This window comes from Mesorhizobium sp. 128a, assembly GCF_053848025.1.
On sequence record NZ_JBSPKY010000003.1, the window covers coordinates 375,905 to 402,147 of the forward strand.

Annotated in this window: 21 protein-coding genes, 1 tRNA gene and 1 pseudogene; 11 read left to right on the top strand and 12 right to left on the bottom strand. The window is 62.9% G+C overall.

Annotation, left to right across the window (positions count from 1 at the left end; genetic code table 11):
* Nucleotides 1-9: 9 nt before the first annotated feature.
* Both ACWTU9_RS08145 and ACWTU9_RS08150 read left to right on the top strand, forming a co-directional pair.
* Nucleotides 10-225 (top strand): annotated as a pseudogene (locus ACWTU9_RS08145) (GDP-mannose 4,6-dehydratase); the annotation flags it as partial.
* A gap of 71 nt (nucleotides 226-296) precedes the next feature.
* On the top strand, nucleotides 297-641 hold the full coding sequence (locus ACWTU9_RS08150; protein WP_455857857.1) for a hypothetical protein: 345 nt from the start codon (nucleotides 297-299) through the stop codon (nucleotides 639-641).
* Here the strand turns inward: ACWTU9_RS08150 and ACWTU9_RS08155 are convergent.
* Nucleotides 638-2,908, bottom strand: coding sequence for an alginate lyase family protein (locus ACWTU9_RS08155; protein WP_455857858.1), 2,271 nt, complete (start codon nucleotides 2,906-2,908; stop codon nucleotides 638-640). The genes ACWTU9_RS08150 and ACWTU9_RS08155 overlap by 4 nt on opposite strands.
* A gap of 52 nt (nucleotides 2,909-2,960) precedes the next feature.
* On the opposite strand from ACWTU9_RS08155, the gene ACWTU9_RS08160 reads away from it, so the two are divergent.
* Nucleotides 2,961-3,338 (top strand): hypothetical protein, encoded by a 378-nt coding sequence (locus ACWTU9_RS08160; protein ID WP_455857859.1) that lies wholly within the window; start codon nucleotides 2,961-2,963, stop codon nucleotides 3,336-3,338.
* A 238-nt stretch (nucleotides 3,339-3,576) separates the two neighbouring features.
* Here ACWTU9_RS08160 and ACWTU9_RS08165 read toward each other — a convergent pair.
* Nucleotides 3,577-3,651, bottom strand: a tRNA-Val gene (locus ACWTU9_RS08165).
* Nucleotides 3,652-3,765: 114 nt separating this feature from the next.
* Entirely contained in the window at nucleotides 3,766-4,128 is a 363-nt protein-coding gene (gene cpdR, locus ACWTU9_RS08170; RefSeq protein ID WP_006199474.1) for a cell cycle two-component system response regulator CpdR, read from the bottom strand.
* Between the two features lie 164 nt (nucleotides 4,129-4,292).
* On the opposite strand from cpdR, the gene ACWTU9_RS08175 reads away from it, so the two are divergent.
* Nucleotides 4,293-5,234 (top strand): N-formylglutamate amidohydrolase, encoded by a 942-nt coding sequence (locus tag ACWTU9_RS08175; protein WP_455857860.1) that lies wholly within the window; start codon nucleotides 4,293-4,295, stop codon nucleotides 5,232-5,234.
* Between the two features lie 335 nt (nucleotides 5,235-5,569).
* On the top strand, nucleotides 5,570-6,343 hold the full coding sequence (hisN, locus tag ACWTU9_RS08180; RefSeq protein ID WP_455857861.1) for a histidinol-phosphatase: 774 nt from the start codon (nucleotides 5,570-5,572) through the stop codon (nucleotides 6,341-6,343).
* Nucleotides 6,344-6,403: 60 nt separating this feature from the next.
* On the opposite strand, the gene ACWTU9_RS08185 is transcribed toward hisN, so the two are convergent.
* The 4 genes from ACWTU9_RS08185 to ACWTU9_RS08200 all read right to left on the bottom strand — a co-directional run bounded on the left by ACWTU9_RS08185 (nucleotide 6,404) and on the right by ACWTU9_RS08200 (nucleotide 8,891).
* Nucleotides 6,404-7,234, bottom strand: coding sequence for a helix-turn-helix domain-containing protein (locus ACWTU9_RS08185; protein ID WP_455857862.1), 831 nt, complete (start codon nucleotides 7,232-7,234; stop codon nucleotides 6,404-6,406).
* 107 nt (nucleotides 7,235-7,341) lie between these two features.
* Nucleotides 7,342-7,485, bottom strand: coding sequence for a DUF1127 domain-containing protein (locus tag ACWTU9_RS08190; RefSeq protein WP_455857863.1), 144 nt, complete (start codon nucleotides 7,483-7,485; stop codon nucleotides 7,342-7,344).
* 99 nt (nucleotides 7,486-7,584) lie between these two features.
* A complete protein-coding gene (locus ACWTU9_RS08195) occupies nucleotides 7,585-7,755 on the bottom strand; it encodes a hypothetical protein (protein ID WP_454574496.1) in 171 nt (56 codons plus the stop codon).
* 176 nt (nucleotides 7,756-7,931) lie between these two features.
* Nucleotides 7,932-8,891: an alpha/beta fold hydrolase gene (locus tag ACWTU9_RS08200; RefSeq protein ID WP_455857864.1), complete on the bottom strand. Its 960-nt coding sequence runs from the start codon at nucleotides 8,889-8,891 to the stop codon at nucleotides 7,932-7,934.
* A 463-nt stretch (nucleotides 8,892-9,354) separates the two neighbouring features.
* Between ACWTU9_RS08200 and ACWTU9_RS08205 the strand changes: the two genes are divergently transcribed.
* Nucleotides 9,355-9,822, top strand: a complete 468-nt coding sequence (locus ACWTU9_RS08205) for an Hsp20 family protein (RefSeq protein WP_112559269.1) — start codon at nucleotides 9,355-9,357, stop codon at nucleotides 9,820-9,822.
* A gap of 176 nt (nucleotides 9,823-9,998) precedes the next feature.
* Nucleotides 9,999-10,763, top strand: a complete 765-nt coding sequence (locus tag ACWTU9_RS08210; RefSeq protein ID WP_455857865.1) for a sulfite exporter TauE/SafE family protein — start codon at nucleotides 9,999-10,001, stop codon at nucleotides 10,761-10,763.
* On the opposite strand, the gene ACWTU9_RS08215 is transcribed toward ACWTU9_RS08210, so the two are convergent.
* Nucleotides 10,760-11,656, bottom strand: coding sequence for an MBL fold metallo-hydrolase (locus ACWTU9_RS08215; protein WP_455857866.1), 897 nt, complete (start codon nucleotides 11,654-11,656; stop codon nucleotides 10,760-10,762). The genes ACWTU9_RS08210 and ACWTU9_RS08215 overlap by 4 nt on opposite strands.
* Nucleotides 11,657-11,664: 8 nt before the next feature.
* Entirely contained in the window at nucleotides 11,665-12,714 is a 1,050-nt protein-coding gene (locus ACWTU9_RS08220) for a threonine aldolase family protein (RefSeq protein ID WP_455857867.1), read from the bottom strand.
* Nucleotides 12,715-13,211: 497 nt separating this feature from the next.
* Here ACWTU9_RS08220 and gltB point away from each other — a divergent pair, with 497 nt between their 5' ends.
* Both gltB and ACWTU9_RS08230 read left to right on the top strand, forming a co-directional pair.
* On the top strand, nucleotides 13,212-17,972 hold the full coding sequence (gene gltB / locus ACWTU9_RS08225) for a glutamate synthase large subunit (RefSeq protein WP_455857868.1): 4,761 nt from the start codon (nucleotides 13,212-13,214) through the stop codon (nucleotides 17,970-17,972).
* A 144-nt stretch (nucleotides 17,973-18,116) separates the two neighbouring features.
* On the top strand, nucleotides 18,117-19,571 hold the full coding sequence (locus tag ACWTU9_RS08230) for a glutamate synthase subunit beta (protein WP_455857869.1): 1,455 nt from the start codon (nucleotides 18,117-18,119) through the stop codon (nucleotides 19,569-19,571).
* Here the strand turns inward: ACWTU9_RS08230 and ACWTU9_RS08235 are convergent.
* Nucleotides 19,568-20,782 (bottom strand): SGNH/GDSL hydrolase family protein, encoded by a 1,215-nt coding sequence (locus ACWTU9_RS08235; protein ID WP_455857870.1) that lies wholly within the window; start codon nucleotides 20,780-20,782, stop codon nucleotides 19,568-19,570. The genes ACWTU9_RS08230 and ACWTU9_RS08235 overlap by 4 nt on opposite strands.
* Nucleotides 20,783-20,886: 104 nt before the next feature.
* Complete coding sequence (locus tag ACWTU9_RS08240) at nucleotides 20,887-22,110, bottom strand: lytic murein transglycosylase (RefSeq protein WP_455857871.1); 1,224 nt, start codon at nucleotides 22,108-22,110, stop codon at nucleotides 20,887-20,889.
* Nucleotides 22,111-22,317: 207 nt separating this feature from the next.
* On the opposite strand from ACWTU9_RS08240, the gene galU reads away from it, so the two are divergent.
* Nucleotides 22,318-23,223: a UTP--glucose-1-phosphate uridylyltransferase GalU gene (gene galU, locus ACWTU9_RS08245; protein ID WP_455857872.1), complete on the top strand. Its 906-nt coding sequence runs from the start codon at nucleotides 22,318-22,320 to the stop codon at nucleotides 23,221-23,223.
* 40 nt (nucleotides 23,224-23,263) lie between these two features.
* On the opposite strand, the gene ACWTU9_RS08250 is transcribed toward galU, so the two are convergent.
* A complete protein-coding gene (locus ACWTU9_RS08250) occupies nucleotides 23,264-25,039 on the bottom strand; it encodes an outer membrane beta-barrel protein (RefSeq protein ID WP_455857873.1) in 1,776 nt (591 codons plus the stop codon).
* A gap of 150 nt (nucleotides 25,040-25,189) precedes the next feature.
* Between ACWTU9_RS08250 and ACWTU9_RS08255 the strand changes: the two genes are divergently transcribed.
* Nucleotides 25,190-26,191 (top strand): KpsF/GutQ family sugar-phosphate isomerase, encoded by a 1,002-nt coding sequence (locus ACWTU9_RS08255; protein ID WP_455857874.1) that lies wholly within the window; start codon nucleotides 25,190-25,192, stop codon nucleotides 26,189-26,191.
* The last annotated feature ends 52 nt before the right edge of the window (nucleotides 26,192-26,243 follow it).

Below are 26,243 nucleotides of genomic sequence, written 5' to 3' on the forward strand. Positions count from 1 at the left end.
AATGCGGCAATGACGGAAAAAGTGGCGCTCATCACCGGTGTAACCGGGCAGGACGGGGCCCATCTTGCAGAGCTGCTTCTGCGGAAGGGCTATATTGTCCATGGCGTCAAACGCCGCTCGTCCTCGTTCAACACCGAGCGCGTCGACGACATCTATGTCGATCCGCACGAGCGTGGTGCGCGCTTCTTCCTGCATTATGGCGACCTGACCGACGCAATGCATATGCGCTCAAGATCGTGGCCTCTTATTTTCGCGAGAAGGATTACGCTGCAGGCGAAGCCATTTTGAAATCGCGCATGACGGAACAATTCGAGGCGAGTCCCAAGGTGCCGCTGCCTATGCTTGTGGCTTTGTCGCGCAAGACGGTGCATGGCCACGCCATGGGCAAGGATTTCGCATCCTACGTTGCCGCGGCCAAGGCCGGCCACCCCTATGCCGCGGCGTGCGCGGCCCATATTCTGCATGAGGCGTTAGAGGACATGGAGTCCGCATCGAGTATGACCACGATAGCGATCAAGGCTGAACCCAAAAATAGAATCTTCAAGCAGGTCGCGCGGCAGATGGGGTCAGTTGCATCAGGTAAGTCTGGCCGGCTATCGCAACTGCGATCGCGGCTCCGGAAGGCGGGCATAAGAATCTAGCCCCTTCGCCACCGCCAGAAGGGTGCGATGCCTTCGTCCGGGTGGAAAAGAGGCTTTGCGGCTTCCGCCTCGGCGGCGGAAATCGTCGCTTCAGTGTCGTGGCGCACCAGATCCAGCAACAGCGGCCAACGTCGGTCCGCGTCGATCGCTTCCGTGGCTTGCCGGCTGTCGATATTGGCCGCCAGCCAATGCAGAGCGTCAACCAGTCCCTGTCCCTGGTCTGCCCGGTGCTGCCAGAGGTCGTCACCGATCGAGGTCAGCAGGCGCGCCAGTGTCGTCCAGCCCTGCAGAGTAAACAGGGTGTAGTGAATGGGCCGAGTGCGGGCTAGTTCCCTCGGCAATGAGCCGTCCGACGCGATCTGATCTGCCAATCTCTCCCTGGCATGAAGTCCGATCCCGGCCAGCGTGGCGCTATCACCCAGGAAAGCTGCGATTGATGCCCGCTGCAAATCGTAAAAGACGCCATGGTTGTTGGCGCGGGAAGCCTCCGTCACCGCGGCGGGCGCGGTGTCCAGCCAATTGGCGTACGAGCCAAGCCAGGATCTGAACGTTTCGCGCTCCGTTGCGTCCAATGCGCCGGCACGCTCAATCAGACGAACAGCATCGAGGAAGAAATAGAGATCCTTGAGCTCGATAATGCCGGTCCCGTTGCCTTCATTGTCGTCGTGGCCGAACCGGACCTGCGCGTATCGCATATGCGGGTTCATCCTTGTAGCGGGGTCGATGAACCAGGTGCGGATCAGCTTGGCGGCGTGGTTGGAATAGCTTGGCTCGTCAAGCACTGTCGCCGCCAGCGCAAGCACGGTGGTGTCGTCAAGCAATCGCTGCAAGCGGGTGCGATCATAGGTTTCGCTGCCGGCTTCGTAGAGTGCGGTGCCGGGTGCGCGCTCGCCGTCGCGCCGAATGAAGGGCAGGCCGTCAGGGCTGTGGGGATCGGGCCACCAATAGGGCCCCGGTTGGAAATAATCGTGTCGGTCGCCGCTCGGCGCTACTGATGTCTTGTCCGTCACACTGAACGGACCTCGGGTGAGCGCCTGGTCGGCGCAGAGCCGCAGATGCTGCCGAAGGCCGGCGTCCTTGTTCCTCGAGGCGGCGGCGAGCGCCTTCTCGTCGTAGAAAACCAGCTGTGACGTATCGAGCCTTGCGGAGATCACAGCGGCGTCGCAACGGTCGATCATGGTGATGATCGCCTCGTCGCGGCTGAACGAGCGGGCAACGAATCCGGCCCGGCCGATTTCAAGATGCGCGCGCCCGGAATCCAGGCGCGCCACCCAGCCGGCAGTCTGGAAAAGTCCTGAATCCGCCGATGGGGGTGGACGCGGGAAATCCCACGGGTCGTGGCGAAATCGGTCCCAAAGCCCGGGAATGCCAAGCCGCCACAGCATTTCAACCTTGGGTCGGCGCCCGTAGGGATGAGTTTCGTCGAACAGCTCGGTCGTGTCGGCCCTGAATATGATCTGTGGCTCTTCATTCGCGGGCGGGCTGAAATTCTCGTCGAGCAGGGCCGTGTTGTCGACGATGCGCGCCATCGGTACGATGACATAGGGCAGATACGGCCTCGCCTCGATTGCCCGGCGTATCTGCCTGAACGCCTGCTCGGTCAGAAAACAGTTTCCGTCCCATGGCATCAGCCACTTCGCCCGCGTGCGGGCCATCTCGAGCGCTTTGTTGCGGGCGCCGTTGTTGTTCATCAAGTAGCGGTTCTTGCTGCTTCTGATGAGCGTTTCGTAGCGTGCCGCCGTGAGTTCAGCCGATCGGCTGCCTTTGCTGGAAAACCGGAGCTCTTTTGCCGACAGCCTGTCGATGTCCCAAGGAATTCTGCCATAGGCGTCGAGATTGAAAGGGATGCGGTGAAAGCTCTGGCTACGGCCCTCCAGCAGCCCGACGATGCGAGCCTCCTCTTCGGGATCGGCTATACGATTGACGATCCAGAACTTGTCGCAGTCAGGAAAGGCCGGCTCATTGTCCAGGATGAACCTTGCATTGTCTAAAGACTGGCCTTTGCGGTGCCGCGGCTCGAGATCGTTGCCAATGATGCGGACGAGCATGAAGCTGTCCTTCGCCGCCGCAATCGGCAAGGCAGGATATGCGTCACGCGCCGCCCTGATGCGAAGCCTGACATTGCGCCTGTGCTCAAGCGTTCGTTTTGCCGCAACCAGCACGCCGCCAAGTTTCGAACCCGGCGATTGGAGATATTTCCTCGCCCGCTTGAGTTCGAGGTAGATGCGTTGCCAGGTCGGTTTCCGCTGCGCCGGAGTTGACGTCATGGCCACCCGCCTGAGCGAGCGCGCCAACGGTCGGGGATAATCGACCATCCTGATGTCGTTGTTCGCATTGCTCCCCCCGAACATCGCGCCTGTTCCCAGCCTTAAAGCCATCGCACCCAATCGTCACGACAGAAAATTCGTCCAGGCATTGTCGCGCCAGCTCACCAGCCTGCGCCGGGAAGGCTTTGCCGGCAATTCAGTTTTGCTCGTGAACCATTTCGTTGCCGCACGCGACCAAGCGCTGTGTAGCAAACACGGGTCCATCAACGAGAACGTCCATGTCTACCACTTCAAGAAACGTCCTTCTCGCCGTCATCGCCGTTTCGGTGCTGGCTGGGTGTCAGACGGCACCGCCGAGGGAATGCGAGAAGACCAAGCCTGGTGTCACCTACAACGGCAAGTGCTGCGGCATCGGCACCCCGTGCCGTGAAGGCATCAACAACCCTCATGACAAGCCCGACAGGCCCGATCCGCGGCCGCAATGACCTGGCCGAGAGGCCTCGCCGTCCCGGCTCGTGCCGGGGCGGTCTTGCATCCCTGATTTGGCCTCGGGGTGACCTCGCTTGGAGGTGAACCTCGTTGGTGCGCTGCGGCGAAGCCATAAACAGCGCCACCGAGTTCCGATGAGCGCAAAGCTGCGGAACAAATCAAAAGCTTGTTGGTCTGGATGGTGGGCGTGACAGGGATTGAACCTGTGACCCCTGCAATGTCAATGCAGTGCTCTCCCGCTGAGCTACACGCCCATCCGAAGCCGCGCATACACCATTTTTGATCCAGCGCGTCAATAGCCGGAAAAGGGAAAGAAGGGCTCGTTTTGTCGCGCCGTCAGGCAAGCGGCCGGATCGCACTGGCGTGCTTCAGGCGGCCTGCAGCATTTTTTCGACCTCGTTGACGAGATCGCGCAGATGGAAGGGCTTCGACAGCACCTTGGCGTCTTTCGGCGCCTTGGAATCGGGGTTGAGCGCGACGGCCGCGAAACCGGTGATGAACATCACCTTGAGGTCGGGATCGATCTCGGTGGCGCGGCGGGCAAGCTCGATGCCGTCCATCTCCGGCATGACGATATCGGTCAGCAGCAAGGAGAAGGGTTCCTCGCGCAGCCGCTCATAGGCGCTGGCGCCATTGTCGAAATCGCTGACTTGGTAGCCGGCCCGCTCCAGTGCCTTGACCAGGAACCGGCGCATGTCGTCGTCGTCTTCCGCCAGGAGAATGCGTGCCATTGTGTCCCGTCCGAATCACCCCACCCAAGCCTGCCGTCCGGCAAGCCCGTTAACCATCCTGTATATGAGGAGGTGACGGTAAACATCAAGTGAACGCTGGTGGCATTAATCCTGATTTGACGGGCTTCCTGACATGCCGAAATGCTGGACATGCGGCCGATGAGGTGGCAGTTTCCCATGATGATGCATTGCTGTTTCCGGGTTCGTTCAAATTGACGACGGCAGCCGAGGATTTTTCGGTCGTTCCACCCTTCGAAATCCGATCGGGCGCCGAGCAGCGCGTTCCCTTCGTCTTCAACTCGCCGCATAGCGGCCGCTACTATCCCGACCGCTTCCTGGCCATGGCCAGGCTCGACCGCAACGCCATTCGCCGTTCCGAGGATTGCTATGTCGACGAGCTGTTCGGCGGTGCTGTGGCACTCGGCGCGCCGATGCTGGCGGCGAATTTTCCGCGCGCCTATCTCGACGTCAATCGCGAACCGTGGGAGCTCGACCCGCGCATGTTCGCCGAGCCGGTGCCGTCCTTCTGCAACATCCGCTCGGCTCGCGTCGCCGGCGGGCTCGGCACCGTGCCCAAGCTGGTGGGGGAGGGGCTCGACATCTATTCCGGCCGCCTGCCGCTGGCGGAGGCCGTCCAGCGCATCGAGGCCGTCTACAAACCCTATCACGAGACGCTGAAGCGGCTGTTGACCAGAACCCATGCGAGGTTCGGCTATGCCGTGCTTATAGACTGCCATTCGATGCCGGCGAGCATCAGGGTGGGCGACAACGGCTTACGGCCTGATTTCATCGTCGGCGATCGTTTTGGCATCTCGGCCACGGCTGCGCTGACCGAGACGGCGATCGGCCTGCTGATCGGCATGGGTTATACCGTCGCCCACAACAAGCCCTATGCCGGCGGCTTTATCACCGAGCATTACGGCCGGCCGGCGCGCCATCTGCATGCGCTGCAGATCGAGGTCAATCGCGGGCTCTACATGAATGAGCGGACGTTCCAGAAATCGGCTGGTTTCCATGCGCTGGCCGACGATGTGGCGCGCTTTTCGGCCGACCTGATGGCAATGCCCGATCACCATTTCATCGACCTGCCTCTGGCTGCCGAATGACGCCGGAGCGGCGGCTAATTATGGGACCCCGCGACAGCCATGCCTCGGTGTAAAAAAAGACCGCATCGTTTGCACGACACGGTCGAAGTCTAGGGAGGAAACGCCCAAGGAGGGCATGGACAGGAAAACCTGTCCGAGAACAAATTTATTGTGCGATGCACAAATGTCAATCGAATTCGGGCTTATTTAATTCACTCTGATGTGGAAATTGCATTTGAACAGCGCCGATGTGACATTTTGGCAACGGTTATCTCTACGATAAATCGATAAACCCGCTTGTTTTGGCGCGAAAGTGCCGGCAGACGGGTCAGGCACTCTGCATGCGGGAGAATCAGGTGGACATCAGCATCGATTTCATGCGCCGGATCGCGCAAGCGGCGGCGGCTGAAACCTTGCCGCGTTTTCGCGCGCAAGGCGCGGTGGCCAACAAGGAAAAAGGCAGTTTTGACCCGGTCACGGAAGCCGACCGCGAAGCCGAGCGCGCCATCCGGGCGCTGATATCGGCCGAGTATCCCGATCACGGCATTTTGGGTGAAGAACATGGCAGCGAGAACATCTCCAGCAAGCATGTCTGGGTGATCGATCCCATCGACGGCACCCGCGCCTTCATCTCCGGGCTGCCGGTGTGGGGGACATTGGTCGGGCTCACGGTCGATGGCGACGCTGTCGCCGGCATGATGGCGCAGCCCTTCACCGGCGAGCTGTTCTTCGCCAACGCTTCCGGTTCCCACTATGAAGGCCCCGGCGGCCCGCGCAAGCTCGCGACCCGCAAGACGACGAAGCTCGACGAGGCGACCTTGTTCACAACCACGCCGGCGCTGTTCAAGGGCGAGGCGCGCCCACGCTTCGACCGGTTCGAAAAAGAGGTCCAGCTCGTCCGCTATGGCGCCGATTGCTACGCCTTTGCCATGATTGCCTCGGGCAGCGTCGACATCGTCGCCGATCCCGGATTGAAGCCCTATGACATCGTGGCCCTGATCCCGATAATCGAGAAGGCCGGCGGTGTCGTCACCACATTCGAGGGCGGCCCGGCGGAAAAGGGCGGCGACATACTGGCCGCGGCGACGCCGGAGCTTCATGCGGCCGCAATGGCTGCCCTGCGCGGCTGATACTTTGTGTTCGACGCAATTCCCTAGGGAAAGCGCTACGCGCTTTTCCTGGAACTGCTCTTAGCGCGGCTTGATCGAGCGCTGGAATTCCGCCGGCGTTCGTCCATAGACCTGCCTGAAGGCCGCGCTGAAATGGCTGTGGCTGGAGAAGCCGAGGTCCATGCCGAGCGTCGTCAGATTGTCGTAGCGGCCCAGAAGGTCGAGCGCGCGCGCCAGGCGCAGGCGCAGGTGGTATCGATAGAGCGGCATCGCCTCGACCTGCTGGAACACTTGCGTCAGATAAACCGGTGATACGCCGACTTCGGCGGCTATCTCGGCCAACGTCCAGCGCCGAGACAGGTCCGAGGACAGGACAAGCTTGGCGCGATCGACCAGCTTCTGCCGGCCAGCGCTGGCGCCGGCGGCATGCGAGGTGCGCTCGCCAAGCGAACGCCGCACCAGCGTCAGGGCCAGGGTTTCGGCCTCCAGCGTTTCGGCAATGTTGCGGCTCAGGCTGTGACGCAGCACCGCCACCAGCGCCTGGGCCCGCGGGTCGATGCGGCGGCGCTGGCGGCGAAACGCCAATGAGGTGCCCGAGCGCAACTGTTCCTTCGGCGTAAGTTCCTGCAGCTGTGCTTCCTCGATGACGAGATCGAGACAGGAATCGCCACCCTCGACGGGGTGGCTGATCCGGTAGGGTTCGGCCTCGTTGAAGAACAGCAGCTGGTTGGCTTCGGCGACCGCATCGTTGCGGCCGACATGGCGCACAAAAACACCGCGATAGGGAAAAACCAGATGCGTGGCGGAGGTGCATTCCTCGTCGCTCTTGTGCCGGCATTTGCCGCTGCAGACGATGTCCCTTACCCTGACGGTACCGGTGTCCAGGAGCGTCTGTACCGTGAATTGCGACATGGCCGCGTTTCCCTTTGCGCCGAAAGCTGTTCCGGCACTCTAGGCGATCGGTCTGCCCAGACCTGTCAGGAGACTTCACCTGTCAGCGCCTTCGCAACGGCCGTGGCTCAGTCCCACAAGCGGCGCATATATTCCGTGTGGGCCTCACCGCGCGACAAGCCGATGTCCTTGAGCTGCTCGTCGGTCATTTCGAGCAAGGCAAGGCGGCTTCGGCGCCGTTCCAGCTGACGACCGATCCAGTTGGCCGCCACGATGCATTGTGTCCGCAAGGACCGCCGGAAGGTCGCGGTTTGAGTTGTCGGCTGATGTGTCAGGCATTGTGCCGTCGCTGCATGATCCGGGCGCATCGCTCAGGCCTCCCCGTTGCCGATCACCGAGACGCCGGCGACTGAGGCGCCGGCTTCGTTCAGCGCTATCGCACATTCCTCGCAGCAGACCTCCACGGTCTTGCCGCCGACCTTGACGCGGATCGGGTTGGCGTCCAACTGGCAGTCGCAGGCAGCGCAGGTTTTCTCGGTCATGATGTCATCTCCTTGGCGTTCAGTTCGACGCGGAGAGATGATCATTCCTGCATGGCACCGGCTGTCAGAATCTTTAGCTGTTTGCCTGCGGCCGGCGCTACTGGGCTGCCCTGCTGACAGAAGGCTGTCAGCAGGCGCGAACTCAAGGCGTGCCGCACCTCGCGGCGCTGGCGGCATCAGGCGGTGGGGTCGTCGTTGCCGGGAATGAAAGCATCGAAGGCGGCGAGCAACTGCTCGCGGTAGACATCGGCCTCCTGCAGGATCTCGTGCTTGGCGCCATCGATTATCAGCAGCGAGCCGAGGCGCAGACGCCTGGTGTAGGCTTCCACGGCCCTGGTCGACACGACCTGATCGGCGCCGGCGGCGATCATGAGCAGGGGGACCTGAATCTTCGCCATGAAGTCCGGCTCGCTGATGGCTTCGCTTGCCTTGATGGCGGCCTGCAGCCAGCGGATCGTCGGGCCGCCGAGCGCCAGTTGTGGATAGTCCTCGTAGATTTTCGTGTTGCGCTGGTAGCGCACAGGGTCCGATGTCACCTTGTTGACGGCAAAGGGCAGGGTCTGCCTGGGTCTGGGCCCCCAGGCCGCATAGAGCCGGCCGAGGCCGAAAAGGCACAAGAACGAGCAGACGCGGCGCACCGTTTGTACAGACAGCGGAGAATCGGGCACCGTCAAGAATGGCGCGATCAGCACCATACGGCGTACCCGGTTGACCATCGACGGCGCGGCGAGCAGCGCGATCACGGCTCCGGTCGAATGGGCGAAGATGTAATACGGGCCGCGGCAATCGGGCAGTACGATGTCCTCGAAGAACTGTTCGAGGTCGCCGGTGTAGTCGTAGAAGGAGCGGACATAGCCGCGTTGCGGGTCTCTGATCAGCCGGTCCGAACCACCCTGGCCGCGCCAGTCGAGCGTGGCGACGCCGAGGCCGCGATCGGTAAGGTTGCGGATGGTCTCGAAATATTTCTCGATGCACTCGTTGCGGCCGGGCAGCAGGACGACCGTGCCCTTCAGCGGCCGGGTGACCGCGGCAAAAAGGCCGTAGCGGATCTTCTTGCCGTCGCGCGTGGTGAAGAAGCCGCCGGCGACATTTTGCGGCGGCGGGTTGCCTGGCGTGGGGTGGAAGAGGTCCGTCATTCGGCGCTTGCGTCTTCGTGGTGTCTCACCCGGCGGGGCGTCGGCATGGTGATAGACGCCAATGGATGAAAAGCAAAGGGAGGGCGCCCGGGGGGTGGACGAACAACGAGTAAGGCCGGAAGCAGCCTGCGACGGCGTGCTTCCGGCCTCTGTCGATCCGGGAGGAAGGGACGTTACACCCGGTTCGGCTTCGTCGCGGCGCCTTCATCCGGCGCCGCCTGGTTCTTTATCCCGGCTGCACTCTAGCGCCGGCCGGCTGAACGGGCGCCGAAGCGGCGGTTCATCTGCCGTTCATCGACGCCTCAATTCACAACTCTTCAAAAATCCTTGAAATGCGCTTTTGCGCTCCCCAAATGTCGGATGCAGCCGCCGATGTCGGGGCTGCTGGTCCACGCGGAAACGCCTTTCCAGGGTTTCGCACCGGCCACACGCAAACCATGTTGCTCAAACAGGAGAACACCTCATGCGTCACGTTGATTTTTCCCCGCTTTATCGCTCGACGGTCGGCTTCGACCGCCTGTTCACCATGCTCGACTCGCTGGCCCAGCCCGATGGCGCGCAGACCTATCCGCCCTACAACATCGAGCGCACCGGCGAGAACGCCTACCGCATCTCGATGGCGGTTGCCGGCTTCTCGGACGAAGAGATTTCGATCGAAGCGCACCGCAACGTGCTGACCGTCAAGGGTGAGCGCAAGGAAGAGGGCAATGGCGAGGGCTCCGAGCTGCTTTATCGCGGCATTGCTTCGCGTTCGTTCGAGCGCCGCTTCCAGCTTGCCGACCATGTCGAGGTCGTTGGCGCCACGCTGAAGAATGGCCTGCTCTTCGTCGACCTCACGCGCAACATCCCCGAGGAGCTGAAGCCGCGCAAGATCGCGATTACCGCGAGTTCCGAGAAGGCCAAGCAGATCGAGGCCAAGAACGCCGCGTAATCAAGACAGCGGCGTCACGTCCAAGGGACGTCGTAACGCCCTGAGAAAGAAGCGTCTCCTCCCGAGACGAAAGCGGCGCCGCGAGGGCGCCGCTTTTTTGTTGCGTCAACTCCCTGTCACCCCAACCGCAGAGTTCTGGCTCTTTTGCAGCGTGCGTCGCCTTCCCATGAAGGGCGATGTCTGATTTCCCGGCTGATTTCTCCTTGGCACTGACGGCCACCATTGCCGTCACCTTCCTGTTGGCCGGCATCGTCAAGGGCGTTACCGGCATGGGCCTGCCGACGCTGGCGATGGGGCTGCTGGGCACCATCATGCCGCCGGTCGCGGCGGCCTCGCTGCTGATCGTGCCGTCCTTCGTCACCAACATCTGGCAGCTGTTTGCCGGACCGAGCTTCGCGTCGATCCTCAGACGCCTATGGCTGATAATGATCGGCATCGTCGCCGGCACGCAGGCCGGATCGTGGCTCTTGGCCAGCGACAACGTCAAATGGACGACCGCCGGTCTCGGTGCGGCGTTGATCATCTACGCCGCCTATACACTGCTGGCGCGGCAATTGACGGTCCCGGTGTCGGCCGAGCGCTGGGCGTCGCCCATTGTCGGTTTTCTCACCGGTCTCGTGACCGGCGGCACCGGCGTGTTCGTGGTCCCTGCCGTGCCCTACATCCAGGCGCTCGGCCTGAGCCGTGACGACCTGATCCAGGCGCTCGGCCTGTCCTTCACCGTGTCGACCATCGCGCTTGCCGCCGGGCTTGTCTCGCATGGGGCGTTCCAGGTGGAGCATATCGCCATGTCGTCGCTGGCCGTCCTGCCGGCCCTGCTCGGCATGTGGCTGGGACAGTTGCTGCGGCAGCGGATCAGCCCGGCAACCTTCCGGCGCTGGTTTCTTATCTTCCTGATCCTGCTTGGCCTGGAGCTTCTGCTGCGGCCTTTCCTGGCTTAGCAGCCAGTGCCTGCAGCGAGAACGGCCTCGACGTTTTGCCGGTGGACGGCTTCGTAGGGTGCGAAATATTCGACAGTACCGGCGGCGAACATCTCGGCGCCGAAGGTTTTCAGATCCTGCTTGGCCAGATCGGCGTCTTGCCGGCAGCGGATCAGCTTGCGGACATAGTCCTGCGTCGCAGCGATGAAGTCCTTGCCATAACCGCCGGCTTCGATCGCCACCAACGAGCCATGATTGGGCAGGATGCGCTTGATCGGCCAGCCGGCCATGCGTTCGAGATCAACCAGATGTTCGGCCAAGCGATCCGCTTCGCTGACATAGGTGATCGAGTCTTCCAGCGTGTCGCCGGCGAGCAGCAGGCCGGTTTCCGGCATGAACAGGACTGTGCCGTCATGGCTGTGGATTTCGACCTGGCGCAGCTCGACGGCAATCGAGCCAACGGTGAGGTCAAGGCTGCCTTCGAAAGTCCTGTTGGGCAGCACGAGTGGTTTGATCGGCGGAATGCCGGCTTCGATCTCGGCCTTGTTCTTCGCCAAGGCAGAGGCGGTGAGCGTGTTGGCTATGATTTCACAGTCCTGGAACACCTCGTTGCCGGCAATATGATCGTCATGCCAGTGGCTGAGAACGACCCGGATCGAGCGCACTCCCATGGCTTCGAGCGTTTGCCTGACATATCGCGCGTGAGGCAGCGAAATATGCGTGTCGTAGACAAGCGCTTGCGGCCCGTCGACAACGGCATAGGTGCAGATGCCCAGCGCATAGGCGCCGTCGTCCAGCCAGTTCGGCTCGTCCGACCAGGCGCGGACGCCATCGATGCGGCCGTCATAGAAGCCCAGCACGTTTGGCGCCGGGCGAACCAGCCGCATGGTCGAGCCGAGGGGAGGTCTGGTCATCGGAAAGCTCAGGCGATCATGTGGCCAAGGTGGTCGACTTCTTCGGTGGTCGTGGCGAAGCTGGCGACGAAGCGGTAGATCGCTTCATTGTCGCCGAGGTGGCCGTCGAAGCTTTGCGGCAGGGCCCATTCATAGAATTTGGCGCCGGCGCCTTGCATTTTTTCCGCCTTGGTGCGGTCGAGAATAGCGAACACTTCATTGGCCTGCGGCAGCCAGGCCAGCCGGCCGGACGGGGCATCCTCGATCGTCGCTGCCAGCCTTGCGGCCATCGCATTGGCGTGGCGTGCCATCCTCAGCCACAGATCGTCGGCATAATAGGCCTCGAACTGAGCCGAGATGAAGCGCGCCTTGGAGAAGGTCTGGCCGGCGCGCTGGCGAAGCAGGCGCAGGTCGCGCGCAACGTCTGGGTTGAGGACCACGACCGCGTCGGCCATCCAGCAACCATTCTTGGTGCCGCCGAAGGAGATGATGTCGACACCGCTCTTCCAGGTCATTTCCGCAGGGCTGATGTCAGTCGCCGCAACGGCATTGGCGAAGCGCGCGCCGTCCATGTGCAGAGGCAGCTTGTGACGGCGAGCTACCTCGGCGATCGCCTTGATATCGTCGACGGCGTAAACGGTGCCGACTTCGGTTGCCTGGGTGATCGTCACCGCCATCGGCTGGCCGGCGGGGGCGAGATCCTGCGAATAGCGCTTGATGGCCCGGTCTAGCGCTTGCGGATTGATGCGCCCCAGAGGCCCGGGGACGGGCGACATGCGCGCGCCGCCGGTGTAAAAGCCCGCTGCGCCGAATTCATCGACATTCATATGCGCTTCGGCGTGGCAGAAGGCGACGCCGCCGATCCGGTTCAATGACGCCATCGACAGCGCGTTGGCCGCGGTGCCGGTGGCGACGAAGAAGACCGCGACCTCGCGCTCGAAGATATCGTTGAAGCGCTTGTAGACGGCGCGGTCGAGCTCGCCGTCGCCATAGGCCGTGGCGGTGCCGGCGGCATGGCGGGTCAGGTTGGCCGAGATGTCGGGATGGACGCCCGCCCAGTTGTCGGATGCAAAGAACATCAGGAGGTCCGTATCTGGTTGCGAAAAGGAGCGCGACCATGGCTGCTTCGGGGTTTGACGCGCAAGGGCCAAGGGCTGGAAAAGCGATAAAGCCAGATGCTGATCACGAAGGCGTGCAGGGACCGAAGTTTTCGTTTCGACTGCGCGCGACGTAATTTTCTGTCGCCAAACGCCAGAGAATTTTGTGAATCGGTCTTGTGTGCGCCCAGGATTTCTGCCATAAAAATTTAGGACAGTAGTGCTGTCTTATTTTGTCGCACAAGTCAGGCTGGATTGGCGTATCATTTGGGCCACTCCGGCCGTTGCCGCGAGCGACGGGTAGACGGCTCGGCTGTGGCCTGTACGATACCGGATACGAACCGGCGGCGCACCGCTCGGCTCGCCAAGGATTTCGCAAGACGTGCCGCAAGAATGAGAGCGGAAGCCAGTCGCTTCCCAAGGTAAACCAGCGCCCCGAGGCTGACCAATGCCGGTGGGCCGGAACGGAGGACGAGACGATGACGGAATTGACGCCATCTGCGATCAACGGCCAGGCCGTGCAGACGAAAGCGGCGGCCGTCAAAAATCCGTCCGTCACCTCTGGCTTGACTACCGGCCGAACCACCAACGGCCGAACCCCCAACGGTATGGCTGCGCAGGGTCTCTATGATCCGCGCAATGAGCATGATGCCTGCGGTGTCGGCTTCATCGTCGACATGAAGAACGTCAAGTCGCACCAGATCGTCAAGGACGGGCTGTTCGTGCTCGAAAACCTGACGCATCGCGGCGCCGTCGGCGCCGATCCGCTGATGGGCGACGGCGCCGGCGTGCTGGTGCAGATTCCGGACCGTTTCTTCCGCGAGGAGATGGCGGCGCAGGGCGTCGAACTGCCGGCTACGGGCCAGTATGGCGTCGGCCACTGGTTCATGCCGCAGGACGCGGCACTGCGTGCTCATATCGAAGACATTATCGCCGAATCGGCGCAGTCCGAAGGGTTGCCGCTGCTTGGTTTCCGTGACGTGCCGGTCGACAATTCGTCGCTGTCGAAGGCGCCGGATATCGCGGCATCCGAGCCGTTCCATCGCCAGGTCTTCATCGGTCGCACGGCTGACATCTCCGACGACGAGGAATACGAGGCCAGGCTCTATCTGCTGCGCAAGGTCATCTCCGGCCGCATCTATGCCGAGAACAACAACAGGGATATCGGCGCGTACTGCGTATCGCTGTCGGCGCGCACCATCGTCTACAAGGGCATGTTCCTGGCCTACCAGGTCGGTGCTTACTACAAGGATCTATCGGATCCGCGTTTCGAGACGGCGCTGATCCTGGTCCACCAGCGTTTCTCGACCAACACCTTCCCGTCGTGGAAGCTGGCGCATCCCTACCGCATGGTCGCGCATAATGGCGAGATCAACACGGTGCGCGGCAACAACAACTGGATGGCGGCGCGCCAGGCTTCGGTCGATTCCGAACTGTTCGGCAACAACATCTCCAAGCTGTGGCCGATCTCCTATGACGGCCAGTCCGACACTGCGTGTTTCGACAACGCGCTCGAATTCCTGTTCCAGGGCGGCTACAGCCTCAGCCATGCCATGATGATGCTGATCCCGGAAGCCTGGGCCGGCAACAAGCTGATGGATGCCGACCGCAAGGCTTTCTACGAATACCACGCAGCCCTGATGGAGCCGTGGGACGGGCCGGCCGCGGTCGCCTTCACCGACGGCCGCCAGATCGGCGCCACGCTCGACCGCAACGGGCTTCGCCCGGCGCGCTACATCGTCACCGATGACGACCGCGTCATCATGGCCTCGGAAGCCGGCGTGCTGCCGGTGCCGGAGGAGAAAATCGTCAAGAAGTGGCGGCTGCAGCCCGGCCGCATGCTTTTGATCGACCTCGCCAAGGGCCGCATCATTTCCGACGAGGAGATCAAGTCGGAGATCGCGACCAGGCATCCCTACAAGACCTGGCTCAACAACACGCAGTTGATCCTTGAGGATCTGAAGCCGGTCGAGCCGCGGGCGCTGCGCAAGGATGTCAGCCTGCTCGATCGGCAGCAGGCGTTCGGCTACAGCCAGGAAGACACCAAGCTGTTGATGTCGCCGATGGCGACCACCGGCCAGGAGGCAGTTGGCTCGATGGGCACCGACACGCCGATCTCGGCGATGTCGGACAAGTCGAAGCTGCTCTACACCTACTTCAAGCAGAACTTCGCCCAGGTCACCAACCCGCCGATCGACCCCATCCGCGAGGAGCTGGTGATGAGCCTGGTGTCCTTCATCGGGCCGCGGCCGAACATCTTCGACCTGGTCGGCAATTCGCGCCGCAAGCGGCTCGAAGTGCGCCAGCCGATCCTGACCAATGGCGATCTGGAAAAGATCCGCTCGATTGGTCATACGGAAGACCGTTTCGACACCAAGACGATCGACATCACCTATGGGTCGAGCGAGGGCGCCGCCGGCATGCAAGGCGCCGTCGAACGTCTGTGCGAGCGCGCCGAGGCGGCCGTCGCCGGCGGCTACAACATCATCATCCTGTCCGACCGCCAGGTCGGGCCGGACCGGATCGCCATTCCGGCGCTGCTGGCGACGGCCGCCGTGCATCATCATCTGATCCGCAAGGGACTGCGCACCGCGGTCGGCCTGGTCGTCGAATCCGGCGAGCCGCGCGAAGTGCATCATTTCTGCTGCCTCGCCGGCTATGGAGCCGAAGCGATCAATCCGTACCTCGCCTTCGATACTCTGCTCGACATGCACAAGCGCGGCGAACTGCCGGAAGAGGTCGACGCCTATGAGGTCGTCTCGCGCTACATAAAGTCGATCGGCAAGGGCATCCTCAAGGTGATGTCCAAGATGGGCATCTCGACCTACCAGTCCTATTGCGGCGCGCAGATATTCGACGCCATCGGGCTTAAGTCGGATTTCGTCGAGAAGTACTTTACCGGCACCGCGACGCTGATCGAAGGTGTGGGCCTGGACGAGGTCGCGGCCGAGACGCTCAGCCGCCACACCGACGGTTTCGGCAACGACCCGGTGCTGCGCAACAGCCTCGAGGTCGGCGGCGAGTACATGTACCGCATGCGTGGCGAAGCCCATATGTGGTCACCCGACGCGGTCGCCACCTTACAGCACGCCGTGCGCCAGGGCTCGTGGGAGACGTTCAAGGAATACTCGGCACAGATCGACAGCGAGACGGCCCGCGCCCAGACCATTCGCGGCCTGTTCAGGATCAAGCTGGCGGAAGAGACCGGCCGCAAGAAGGTCGCGATTGAGGACGTGATGTCGGCGGCCGACATCGTCAAGCGCTTCTCGACCGGAGCGATGTCGTTCGGCTCAATCTCGCGTGAAGCGCACACCACGCTGGCGCGCGCCATGAACCAGATCGGCGGCAAGTCGAACACCGGCGAAGGCGGCGAAGAAGCCGACCGTTATCTGCCGCTGCCCGGCGGCGGCAAGAACCCGGAACGCTCGGCGATCAAGCAGGTCGCCTCGGGACGGTTCGGCGTGACGGCCGAATATCTCGTCAATTCCGATGTCATGCAGATCAAGGTCGCGCAGGGCGCCAAGCCCGGCGAGGGCGGCCAGCTGCCCGGCCACAAGGTCGACGCGACCATCGCCAAAGTCAGGCACTCGACGCCTGGTGTCGGCCTGATCTCGCCCCCGCCGCATCACGACATCTATTCGATCGAGGATCTGGCGCAGCTGATCTACGATCTGAAGAACGTCAACCCGGCGGCCGATGTCTCGGTCAAGCTGGTGTCGGAAGTCGGTGTCGGCACGGTTGCGGCCGGCGTCGCCAAGGCGCGCGCCGACCACATCACCATTTCGGGCTATGATGGCGGTACCGGCGCGTCGCCGCTGACCTCGCTCAAGCATGCCGGCAGCCCGTGGGAAATGGGTCTTGCCGAAACGCATCAGACGCTGGTGCTGAACGGCCTGAGGTCGCGCGTCGCGCTGCAGGTCGATGGCGGCCTGCGCACCGGGCGTGACGTCATCATCGGCGCGCTGCTCGGCGCCGACGAGTTCGGCTTCTCGACCGCGCCGCTGATCGCGGCCGGCTGCATCATGATGCGCAAGTGCCATCTCAATACCTGCCCGGTCGGCGTCGCGACGCAGGACCCGGTGCTGCGCAAGCGCTTCAAGGGCACGCCAGAGCATGTCATCAACTTCTTCTTCTATGTCGCGGAAGAGGTGAGGGGGCTGCTCGCCGAAATGGGCTACACCCATATCGACCAGATCGTCGGCGACAGCGACCTTCTCGAAAAGCGCGAGATGATCCAGCACTGGAAGGCGCGCGGGCTCGATTTCGGCAAGATGTTCTTCAAGCCGGACGCGCCGCATGAAGCCATACATTGGACCGAGCGGCAGAAGCATCCGATCGACGACGTGCTCGACCGCAAGCTGATCGAGTTGGCGAAGCCGGCACTCGAGGCCAAGCAGCCGGTCAAGATCGAGGTCGACATCCGCAATGTCGACCGCTCGACCGGCGCCATGCTGTCGGGCGAAGTCGCCAAGCGCTTCAGGCACAAGGGCCTGCGCGAAGACACGATCCAGGTGAAGCTGACCGGCACTGCCGGCCAGTCCTTCGGCGCCTTCCTGGCGCGCGGCATATCGTTTGATCTCGTCGGCGCCGCCAACGACTATGTCGGCAAAGGTCTCTCGGGCGGACGCATCGTCATCCGGCCGCCGGAAGAATCCAGGATCGTCGCGGCTGAATCGATCATCGTCGGCAATACGGTGCTCTATGGGGCCACCGAGGGTGAGGCCTATTTCGCCGGTGTCGCCGGCGAACGGTTCGCGGTGCGCAACTCGGGCGTGGCTGCCGTCGTTGAAGGTGTCGGCGATCATGGCTGCGAGTACATGACCGGCGGCATCGTCGTCGTCATCGGTCAGACTGGCCGCAACTTCGCCGCCGGCATGTCGGGCGGCGTCGCCTATGTGCTGGACGAGGCCGGCGATTTCGCCGCGCGTTGCAACATGGCGATGGTCGAGCTGGAGCCGGTTCCGGAGGAGGACGATCTGATGGAAAGGCTGCTGCACCATGGCGGCGACCTCGACCACAAGGGCCGTGTCGACGTCTCGGGCGACATGACCAGCCATGACGAGGAGCGGCTCTACCAGCTGATCTCGAACCACGTCCATTTCACGGGCTCGGTGCGCGGCCGCCAGATACTGGACGACTGGACGACATTCCGGCCGAAATTCCGCAAGATCATGCCGGTCGAATACCGCCGTGCACTGATCGAGATGGAACGCATGCGCATGGGCGTGGCGGCGGAATAGGCTTTTGAGACGTGCCGGGAAGCCCAGGTTTCCCGGCGGAACTTTCAGCGACAGTTTGACCTCGGATGCAAGGTTGCCATGGCTGCCTCAAGGGGTTAACGGGTGCGGCGAACCCCGCACCATCTGGACAGCAGGAACTGGACTATGGGCAAGGTAACAGGCTTTCTCGAAATCGACCGGCAGGTGCACAAGTACCAGCCGGCCTCCGACCGCATCCGGCATTTCCGCGAGTTCACGCTGCCGATGTCGGACAAGGAGGTCGAGAAACAGGCCGCGCGCTGCATGGATTGCGGCATTCCGTTCTGCCATGGGCCGACCGGTTGCCCGATCCACAACCAGATCCCCGACTGGAACGACCTCGTCTACAATGGCGATTGGGACAATGCGATCCGCAACCTGCATTCGACCAACAATTTCCCCGAATTCACCGGCCGCATCTGCCCCGCGCCCTGCGAGGAAGCCTGCACGCTGAACCTCGAAGACATTCCGGTCGCCATCAAGACGGTCGAGCAGGCGATCGCCGACAAGGCTTACGAGACCGGCCATATCCGGCCCTATCCGCCGGAGAAGAAGACGGGCAAGCGGGTCGCCGTCATCGGCTCCGGCCCGGCCGGCATGGCGGCCGCCCAGCAGCTGGGCCGCGCTGGGCATGAGGTCAGCGTCTATGAACGTGAGAGCCGCCCCGGCGGGCTGATGCGTTATGGCATTCCCGACTTCAAGATCGAGAAGCACTATATCGACCGTCGCATCGAGCAGATGCAGGGCGAGGGCGTGACCTTCCATTGCGGCATCAATGTCGGCGTCGATAAGCCCGTGGCAGAGCTGCTCGCCGAATATGATGCGGTGCTCTATTGCGGCGGTTCGGAATCTCCGCGCCCGGCCAACATTCCGGGCGACGATCTCGGCGGCGTCTATGATGCCATGCCCTATCTGGTGCAGCAGAACCGCCGCGTCGGTGGCGAGCCGATCCAGTCGGTTGCATGGCCGTCGCATCCGATCATCGCCGGCGGCCAGCATGTCGTCGTCGTCGGCGGCGGCGATACCGCTTCCGACTGCGTCGGCACGGCCTTCCGCCAGGGCGCGGTGCGCGTCACCCAGCTCGACATCCGGCCGCAGCCGCCGGAAAAGGAAGACAAGCTCGCGGTTTGGCCCTACTGGGCGACCAAGATGCGGACATCATCGTCGCAGGCCGAAGGTGCCGAGCGCGAATTCCAGGTGGCGACGCTCGAATTCATCGGCGAGGATGGCCAGCTCACCGGCGTGAAGTGCTGCGAGGTCGACGAGAAGCGCAAGCCGATCGCCGGGACTGAGTTCGTCATCCGCGCCGATCTCGCCTTCATCGCCATCGGCTTTGCCGGACCGGCCGCCGCCGGCGTGGCGAAGGAACTGGAAGGGGAGATGAAGATCACCACCGACAGCCGCCGGTCCAGGAATGTCGAAGCCAATGATCGCGACTACAAGACCAGCGTCGACAAGCTTTATGCCGCCGGCGACGTGCGCCGCGGCCAGTCGCTGGTGGTGTGGGCGATCCGCGAAGGCCGCCAGGCGGCACGCTCGATCGACGAAGCGCTGATGGGGACGACGGTACTCCCCCGTTAACGGCTGATCGCCGTCGTCGTATCCGTCGCGGCGGCCGTGGCCGGTGCCTTCGGCGGCCAGGAGAAATCGTCGGCGCGGCCGGGTGACGCCTCGGGAGCCTTGCCCTGGAGGATGAGTTTTTCGCCGGGCAGATCCGGATTGGCCTTTGGCACAGCCGCCGCGCCGAGAAGTTCGGAGCCGCCGTCGAGCGCCGGATCGTTGAGCAGCATCGGAACCGTGCGATCGACCACGATGGGGGCTGCCGGTAGCGACGGCGCCTCGACCGGGGCGCCGGCGGGCGCGGCAGCGGTCACCACGCTTCCCGGCGCTGCCAGGCCGAGGATCTTGGCCAGCGGTTTTTCGGTGTAGAAGGCGAGCTTGCGCTTGCCGGCCTTCGACACGTTGATGCCGTCGTCGGAGCGCAGCCGCACGGCCTGGCCGTTAATATCGGGGCCGGAGGTGACAAAGGCTCCGTTTTCGTCGACGAACCCGTCCCAGACATCGACGAATTCGCCGCCGTTCTTCTCGGCGGCCGAGTGGTAGATGTCGTTGAAGGCGAGCATGTCGGAGGTCATCTTCGGCGCCTTGAAGGCCGGCATGCCGACCCACAGATACGGCACTTTGGTCGATGCCAGCGCCTCGCCCAACGCCTCGGTCCGGCGCTCGTATTCCTTGGTCCAGTTCTCGGAACGCGGCTGTTCGCGCATATCGTTGACGCGCATCTGCTGTCGGTCGTTGGAGCCGAGCATGACGACCACCGCTGCCGGCTTCTCGGCCTCGATCAGCGATTTGACCTGTTCGGGCCAGTTGTAGACGTCATCGCGCACGAAGCCTGACGAGCCGTTGGCGCGCTCGACGATCCTGATAGCGGGGTTGGCGGCAAAGGCGGTGTCGAGGCCTTCGGCAAGGCCACTCGCCATGAAATCGCCGATCACCAGGATGACGCGGGAATCCGGCGTCTTCTCGACGACGGGAACGGCAGGTTCAACGGGCGCGCGGGGCTTCTTCTTGACCTTCGGCTTTGCCTTGCGGATGTCGAGCGGCGGCTCGATGCGCTCGCTGCGGCGCGGGAACAGAAGGTCACGCAGCGACCAGCCGCGGTTCTGCGGTTGTTCCTGCGCCAAAGCCGGGGTGTGGAAAGTGCCGGCGATTCCCGTTGCCAGGACGACGATGGCCAGAACGAGGATCGGCAAGCGGAAAACGATCGCACGGATACGCGCTGCCGAAACCAAGCACCCTCTCCATCCCTTGGCACATGACCCCTCCGGGGGATCATGCACAGACCGATGCTACAGCGTCCCTTGCGCGTCGCAAATGCGCTGCACTGCCGATGGCTCTATTTCTTTCTGAGCCATTTGAGCACTTCCATGCTCGGATAGCCGTCCTGGGTCAAGCCGACCTTTGCCTGATACGTCATGATGGCGGTTTTCGTGCCGTCGCCGATCTTGCCGTCGAACTTGCCGTCGTAAAGCCCGTGCTGCGAAAGCCGCTTCTGCAACTCCTGCCTTTCCTCGAAGGACAGCTTGGTGAAAGGCCGCTTCCAGTCCTGCACCAGACCACTAGAGCCGGCGATTTCGTCGGCAAGAAGGCCGACGGCAAGGGCATATTTGTCGGCGTTGTTGTAAGCCTTGATGACGGAGAAGTTCTTGATCATCAGGAAGGCCGGCCCGCCTCGGCCGTCCGGCACTTTCAGCGTCGCCTTGTCGGTTGCGTTCTTGAACGGCTTGCCATTGGCCCTGGCGACGCCGAGCGCCTGCCACTGCGCCAGGGTCTTCGAGCCGGCGGGCAGTTTGCCGGCCGGAATGGTGACTTCGTAGCCCCAGGTCTTGCCGCCTTGCCAGCCATTTTTCTTCAACAGATTGGCTGATGTCGCCAGCGCATCGGGGATCGAATTCCAGATGTCGCGCCTGCCGTTGCCGTCCATGTCGACGGCATAATGCTGGTAGCTGGTCGGGATGAACTGGGTCTGGCCCATGGCGCCGGCCCAGGAGCCCATAAGGTGGCTTTCGTCGATGTCGCCGGTCTGCAGGATCTTCAGCGCGGCGACCAATTGGGTGCGGGCGAATTTCGACCGCTTCGGATCGCCATAGGCGAGCGTCGCCAGCGAGCGGATGACATTGCGCATGATGTCGTCGCGCTTGAGGATTTCGCCATAGTTCGATTCCATCGACCAGATGGCGAGCAGGATGTAGCGATCGACGCCGAACCTCGCTTCGATCCGGTCCAGCCAGGGCTTCCATTTCTTCGCCATCTGCTGGCCGACGGCAACCGATTGGTCATGGACGCGGTTGTCGAAATAATCCCAGGCGGGCGCGCTGAACTCAGGCTGCGTGCGGGCCTTTTCCAGCACCACCGGGTCGGGTTCGTTGATGCCCCGGAACGCCTGATCGTAGATGGCGCCCGAAACGCCGCCCGCCACGGCGGTGGCGCGGAAGCCGGCGACCCATTGCCGGAAACCGGCATCGGCAAAGGCCGGTCCGGCCGGCATCAGCAAAGCGAGCGAGAGGCTGGCCGCCGTCAGGACGCTGGTAAAGAGTTTTGCGGCACTGCGAACGGACATCTTTTCCCCCTTCTCTATCTCAGGAAAGACCATTCATCGCCGAACCGGGTTAGGAATTAGTTTACCATAGGTGCCGTCGGGAACGAAAAGACACGTCGATGCTTTAGGCACTGGAAGTTCTCACCAGCAGCTCGTAATCCTCGATTTCGGCGTGAAAATGTCTCGAAGCGGGATTGCGGAGCAGGCAATCAAACGGATAATTGACGTATGAAGCGAGTTCGCAAGGCAGTTTTCCCGGTCGCCGGTCTCGGTACGCGGTTCCTCCCGGCCACCAAGGCCATCCCCAAGGAAATGCTGACCGTCGTCGATCGGCCGGTGATCCAGTACGTCGTCGATGAGGCGCGCGAGGCCGGCATCGAACATTTCATCTTCGTCACCGGCCGCAACAAGGCGGTCATCGAGGACCATTTCGATATCCAGTTCGAGCTCTATGACACGCTCGCCCAGCGCGGCAAGGACGAGCAGCTGGCCCGCTTGCAGCGGCTCCAGCCGGCACCGGGGCAGACCTCGTTTACACGCCAACAGGTGCCTATGGGCCTCGGCCATGCCGTTTGGTGTGCGCGCGAACTGGTCGGCGACGAGCCGTTCGCGCTTCTCTTGCCCGATATGATCATGCAGTCGGAAAAGAGCTGCACGAAGGCCATGGTCGAACTCTACGAGGAGACCGGCAACAACATCATAGCCGTGCAGGAATGCGACCCGGCCGAAGCGCATAAATACGGCATCGTCGGGCGCGGCGAGGACACGCATCACGGCTTCTGCATCACCGAGATGGTCGAGAAGCCGAAGACCGGCACCGCGCCGTCCAATCTCTACATCAACGGCCGCTATATCCTGCAGCCCGAGATCTTCAAGATCCTCGAAAGCCAGGAAAAGGGCGCCGGCAACGAGATCCAGCTCACCGACGCGATGCTGAAGCTGGAAAAGCAGCAGCCCTTCTTTGGCTACCACTATCAGGGCCGCACGTTCGATTGCGGTTCGCCGGAAGGTTTCGTCGAGGCCAACGTCGCCTTCGCGCTGTGGCGCAGCGACATGAACGAGAACATGGCCGGCGTCATCCGCACGCTGCTCGACGAGATGAAGCCGTCCGAGCGTCGCGGCGCCGCGTTCTAGCCTTCTCTGCTTCGGCTGAATCTCAACTTGCCATCCATCCTCAACGCTGGAGCTTCAGCCCGAGGTAGATGCTGTTGGTGGTGTAGTTGCGCCCGGGCAGATTGCTGGTCAGCTTTTCGGTACGGGCGCGGCTGGTGAGGCCGACATAGCGGTTCAGCCACCATGTCAATCCGGCTTCCGCGCTCAACGTTAGATCATGCCCGTCGGAGCCGGTATAATTGCGCCAGTCGACGCCGAGGGCTGCGTTGCCGGTGAGGTCGGCGCGGATCTGCCGCTCACCGGTGAGGCGGCCGGAGTAAAGGATGTCGCCGCTTTCATTGGCGGCCGTGGTGCCTTCGATCATGGTTTGCGCGGTAAGGCCGATGATGGTGCCGCGTTCAGGCGACCATTTCAGGTCGGCATTCACCGACGCCCCCGAATTCGCCTCCAGACTGTTGTCGTCGATCGCTTCCCGGAGCCAGCCGGCCGAGAATTCGCCGGCCAGTTTCTCGCCCATGTCCAGTTCGACACCGGCGCGCGCGCCGAGCCGGGTCGATGACCGCTCAAAGCCGCCCGAATCGACGCGCAGATCATAGGCGCGGCGACCGACTTCGATTTCGGCGAAGGGCGTGATGGCGGGAGAGATCTCGTAGCCGGTGCGCAAGGTCGCCGTATAGAGGGTGGAATCGCGGTCCTTCTGCGACAACACCATGCCGCCCGAAAGCTTGGCGTCGCCGTAGAAGTCATGCGAGACCGCGCCGGTCAGGGCGAAACGCAGCTTGCCGACATCCTTCTTGATGGCTAGGCTGCCGTCGACGGTCTGGCGGATCGGCTGCGAGGCGACGCCAGGAATCGCGTTGGGCGAGGAGGCCGATTCCGGCGCGATCTCGTAGCCGAGCTTGGCGATGGCGCGCAGTTCATTGTCGAGATCGACATTGAGCGTACCTTCGATGCGGCCGCGCCCCTCATTGATCTTCTGGCCCGAAATGGTGTTGCGGAAGTTGCCGTAGCCGTCGATGACAGCCGAATTCTCGCGCCAGTCGGAGGCGGCAGAGAAACGCAGCGCCGTTTCGGACAGCACCGCCGACTTGCCGCCAGAGCTGGAATCGGCATTCGACGTGACGGTAACGCCCTGCTCCAGCGTCGGCCGCAGCAGGAAAGAGCCGACCTTGATCCCGGTTGCCGCGTAGGGATCGTCCTCGGGCTTCTTCTTCTGGCCCTCGATGGCATCGGTGCGCTCGGCGCCAGGGTCGAGCTTCTGCCGGTCGACGCTGTCGACGGTGAGGGCACGGCGGTTGGCCGTATCCTGGTCCGTATCGTCCGCCGCAGTGCCATCCGAAGTCGTTCCGGTGGTGGTTGCGTCGGTTGCCAAGCCAGGCTTCTTCTTGTCCGCAGCCTTGGTCTTGGCCTTGTCCGCATCGGCGGCGCGTTGCTTTGCTGTCGACGGCCGGCGTGGCTGAACGGTTGGCGGCTGGTTGGCGAACGAATCGTCGGTGGTCCCCGGCGGGTCGAAAATGCTGTTTGCGCCGGCCTGTGACGGGTCGGTGTCATCGGGCAAGGCGCCATCGCTGGCCGGCACATAGGCGGTTGGCGTGTTTTCCGTGGGGGTGGTGTCGGCAGGCGCCGGCTTGACCTGCGAGTTGGCCTTGCTCAATTGCCTGGCCCGGCGCTGCTGATCGGACAGAATCGCCGATTCCGAAACCTCGCCGCGCAGCTCGGTTTCCTGGGCATGTAGCGCAGTTGGCCGCAGCAAAGCGAGCACGCTCGTCGCCAGAAGCAGAGCGCAAAAGGCTCTGCCCATTCGACCTTTTTTCTTTTCAGGCTGGGCCCGCGACATAGTCACCACTGCTTGCGCGGCGCAAGCGCGCCATACTTACCGAACCGTAAACAGGGATGGTTAACGGAGGGTTGAAGGGTTGCCTGTCAAACCTGGCCGGACGGCAATTCTGTTGGACAGACGAACGGCAAAGCGCTAAGCGCATCAGCCATGCATGCGGGATCCCCAGAAAAGAAGCCTTTGGACAGTCAGGCTTCGATCGCCTCGGCGCTGAGAACGGTAGCCACGGAACAGGCCGGCGTGGCGGCATTGGCCGCGGCGCTGGAAAACGGACTGGCCGGGCCCTTCGCCCACGCAGTCGACATCATCTCGCGCATCGATGGCCGGGTCATCGTCACCGGCGTCGGCAAAAGCGGCCATATCGGCTCCAAGATCGCCGCCACGCTTGCCTCGACCGGGACGCCTGCCTTCTTCGTCCATCCGGCGGAGGCCAATCATGGCGACCTCGGCATGATCGCCAGGGATGATGCCATCATCGCCATGTCTTGGTCCGGCGAGAGCAAGGAATTGATGGGCATCGTGGCCTATTCCAGGCGCTTTTCGATCCCGCTGATTGCGATTACCTCCGGCGCCACCTCGGCGCTGGCGCGGGCGGCCGACGTGGTGCTGCTTCTGCCATCCGTGCCGGAAGCCTGCCCGCACGGCCTGGCGCCGACGACGTCGACGCTGCTGCAACTGGTGGTCGGCGATGCGCTGGCCATCGCGCTGCTCGAAGCGCGCGGTTTCACCCCCGACCATTTCCGCACTTTCCACCCCGGTGGCCAGCTCGGCGCCAATCTGACGCAGATCCACGAGATCATGCATGTCGGCGACAGGCTGCCGCTGGTGGCTTCGGGCACCAGCATGCGCGAGGCGATCCTGGAGTTATCGAACAAGGGGTTCGGCTGCGTGGCCATCACTTCCGCTGACGGCGCCTTGGTCGGCATCATCACCGATGGCGACATCAGGCGCCATATCGGCAGCAATCTCATGGAGATGAGTGTCGATCAGGTGATGACGAAAAAACCGAAGACGTCCACCCCCGACACGCTGGTGGCGACGGCGCTGCAGACCATCAACGACTCGGCGATCACCAGCCTGATGGTGGTCGAGGGCAGGCGGCCGGTGGGACTGGTCCACTTGCACGACCTGCTGCGCATAGGGGCTGCCTGAAAAATCAGGGGGCGCGTCACATTCGGAAGCCTTCGCGACGCGCCCTGTTTCC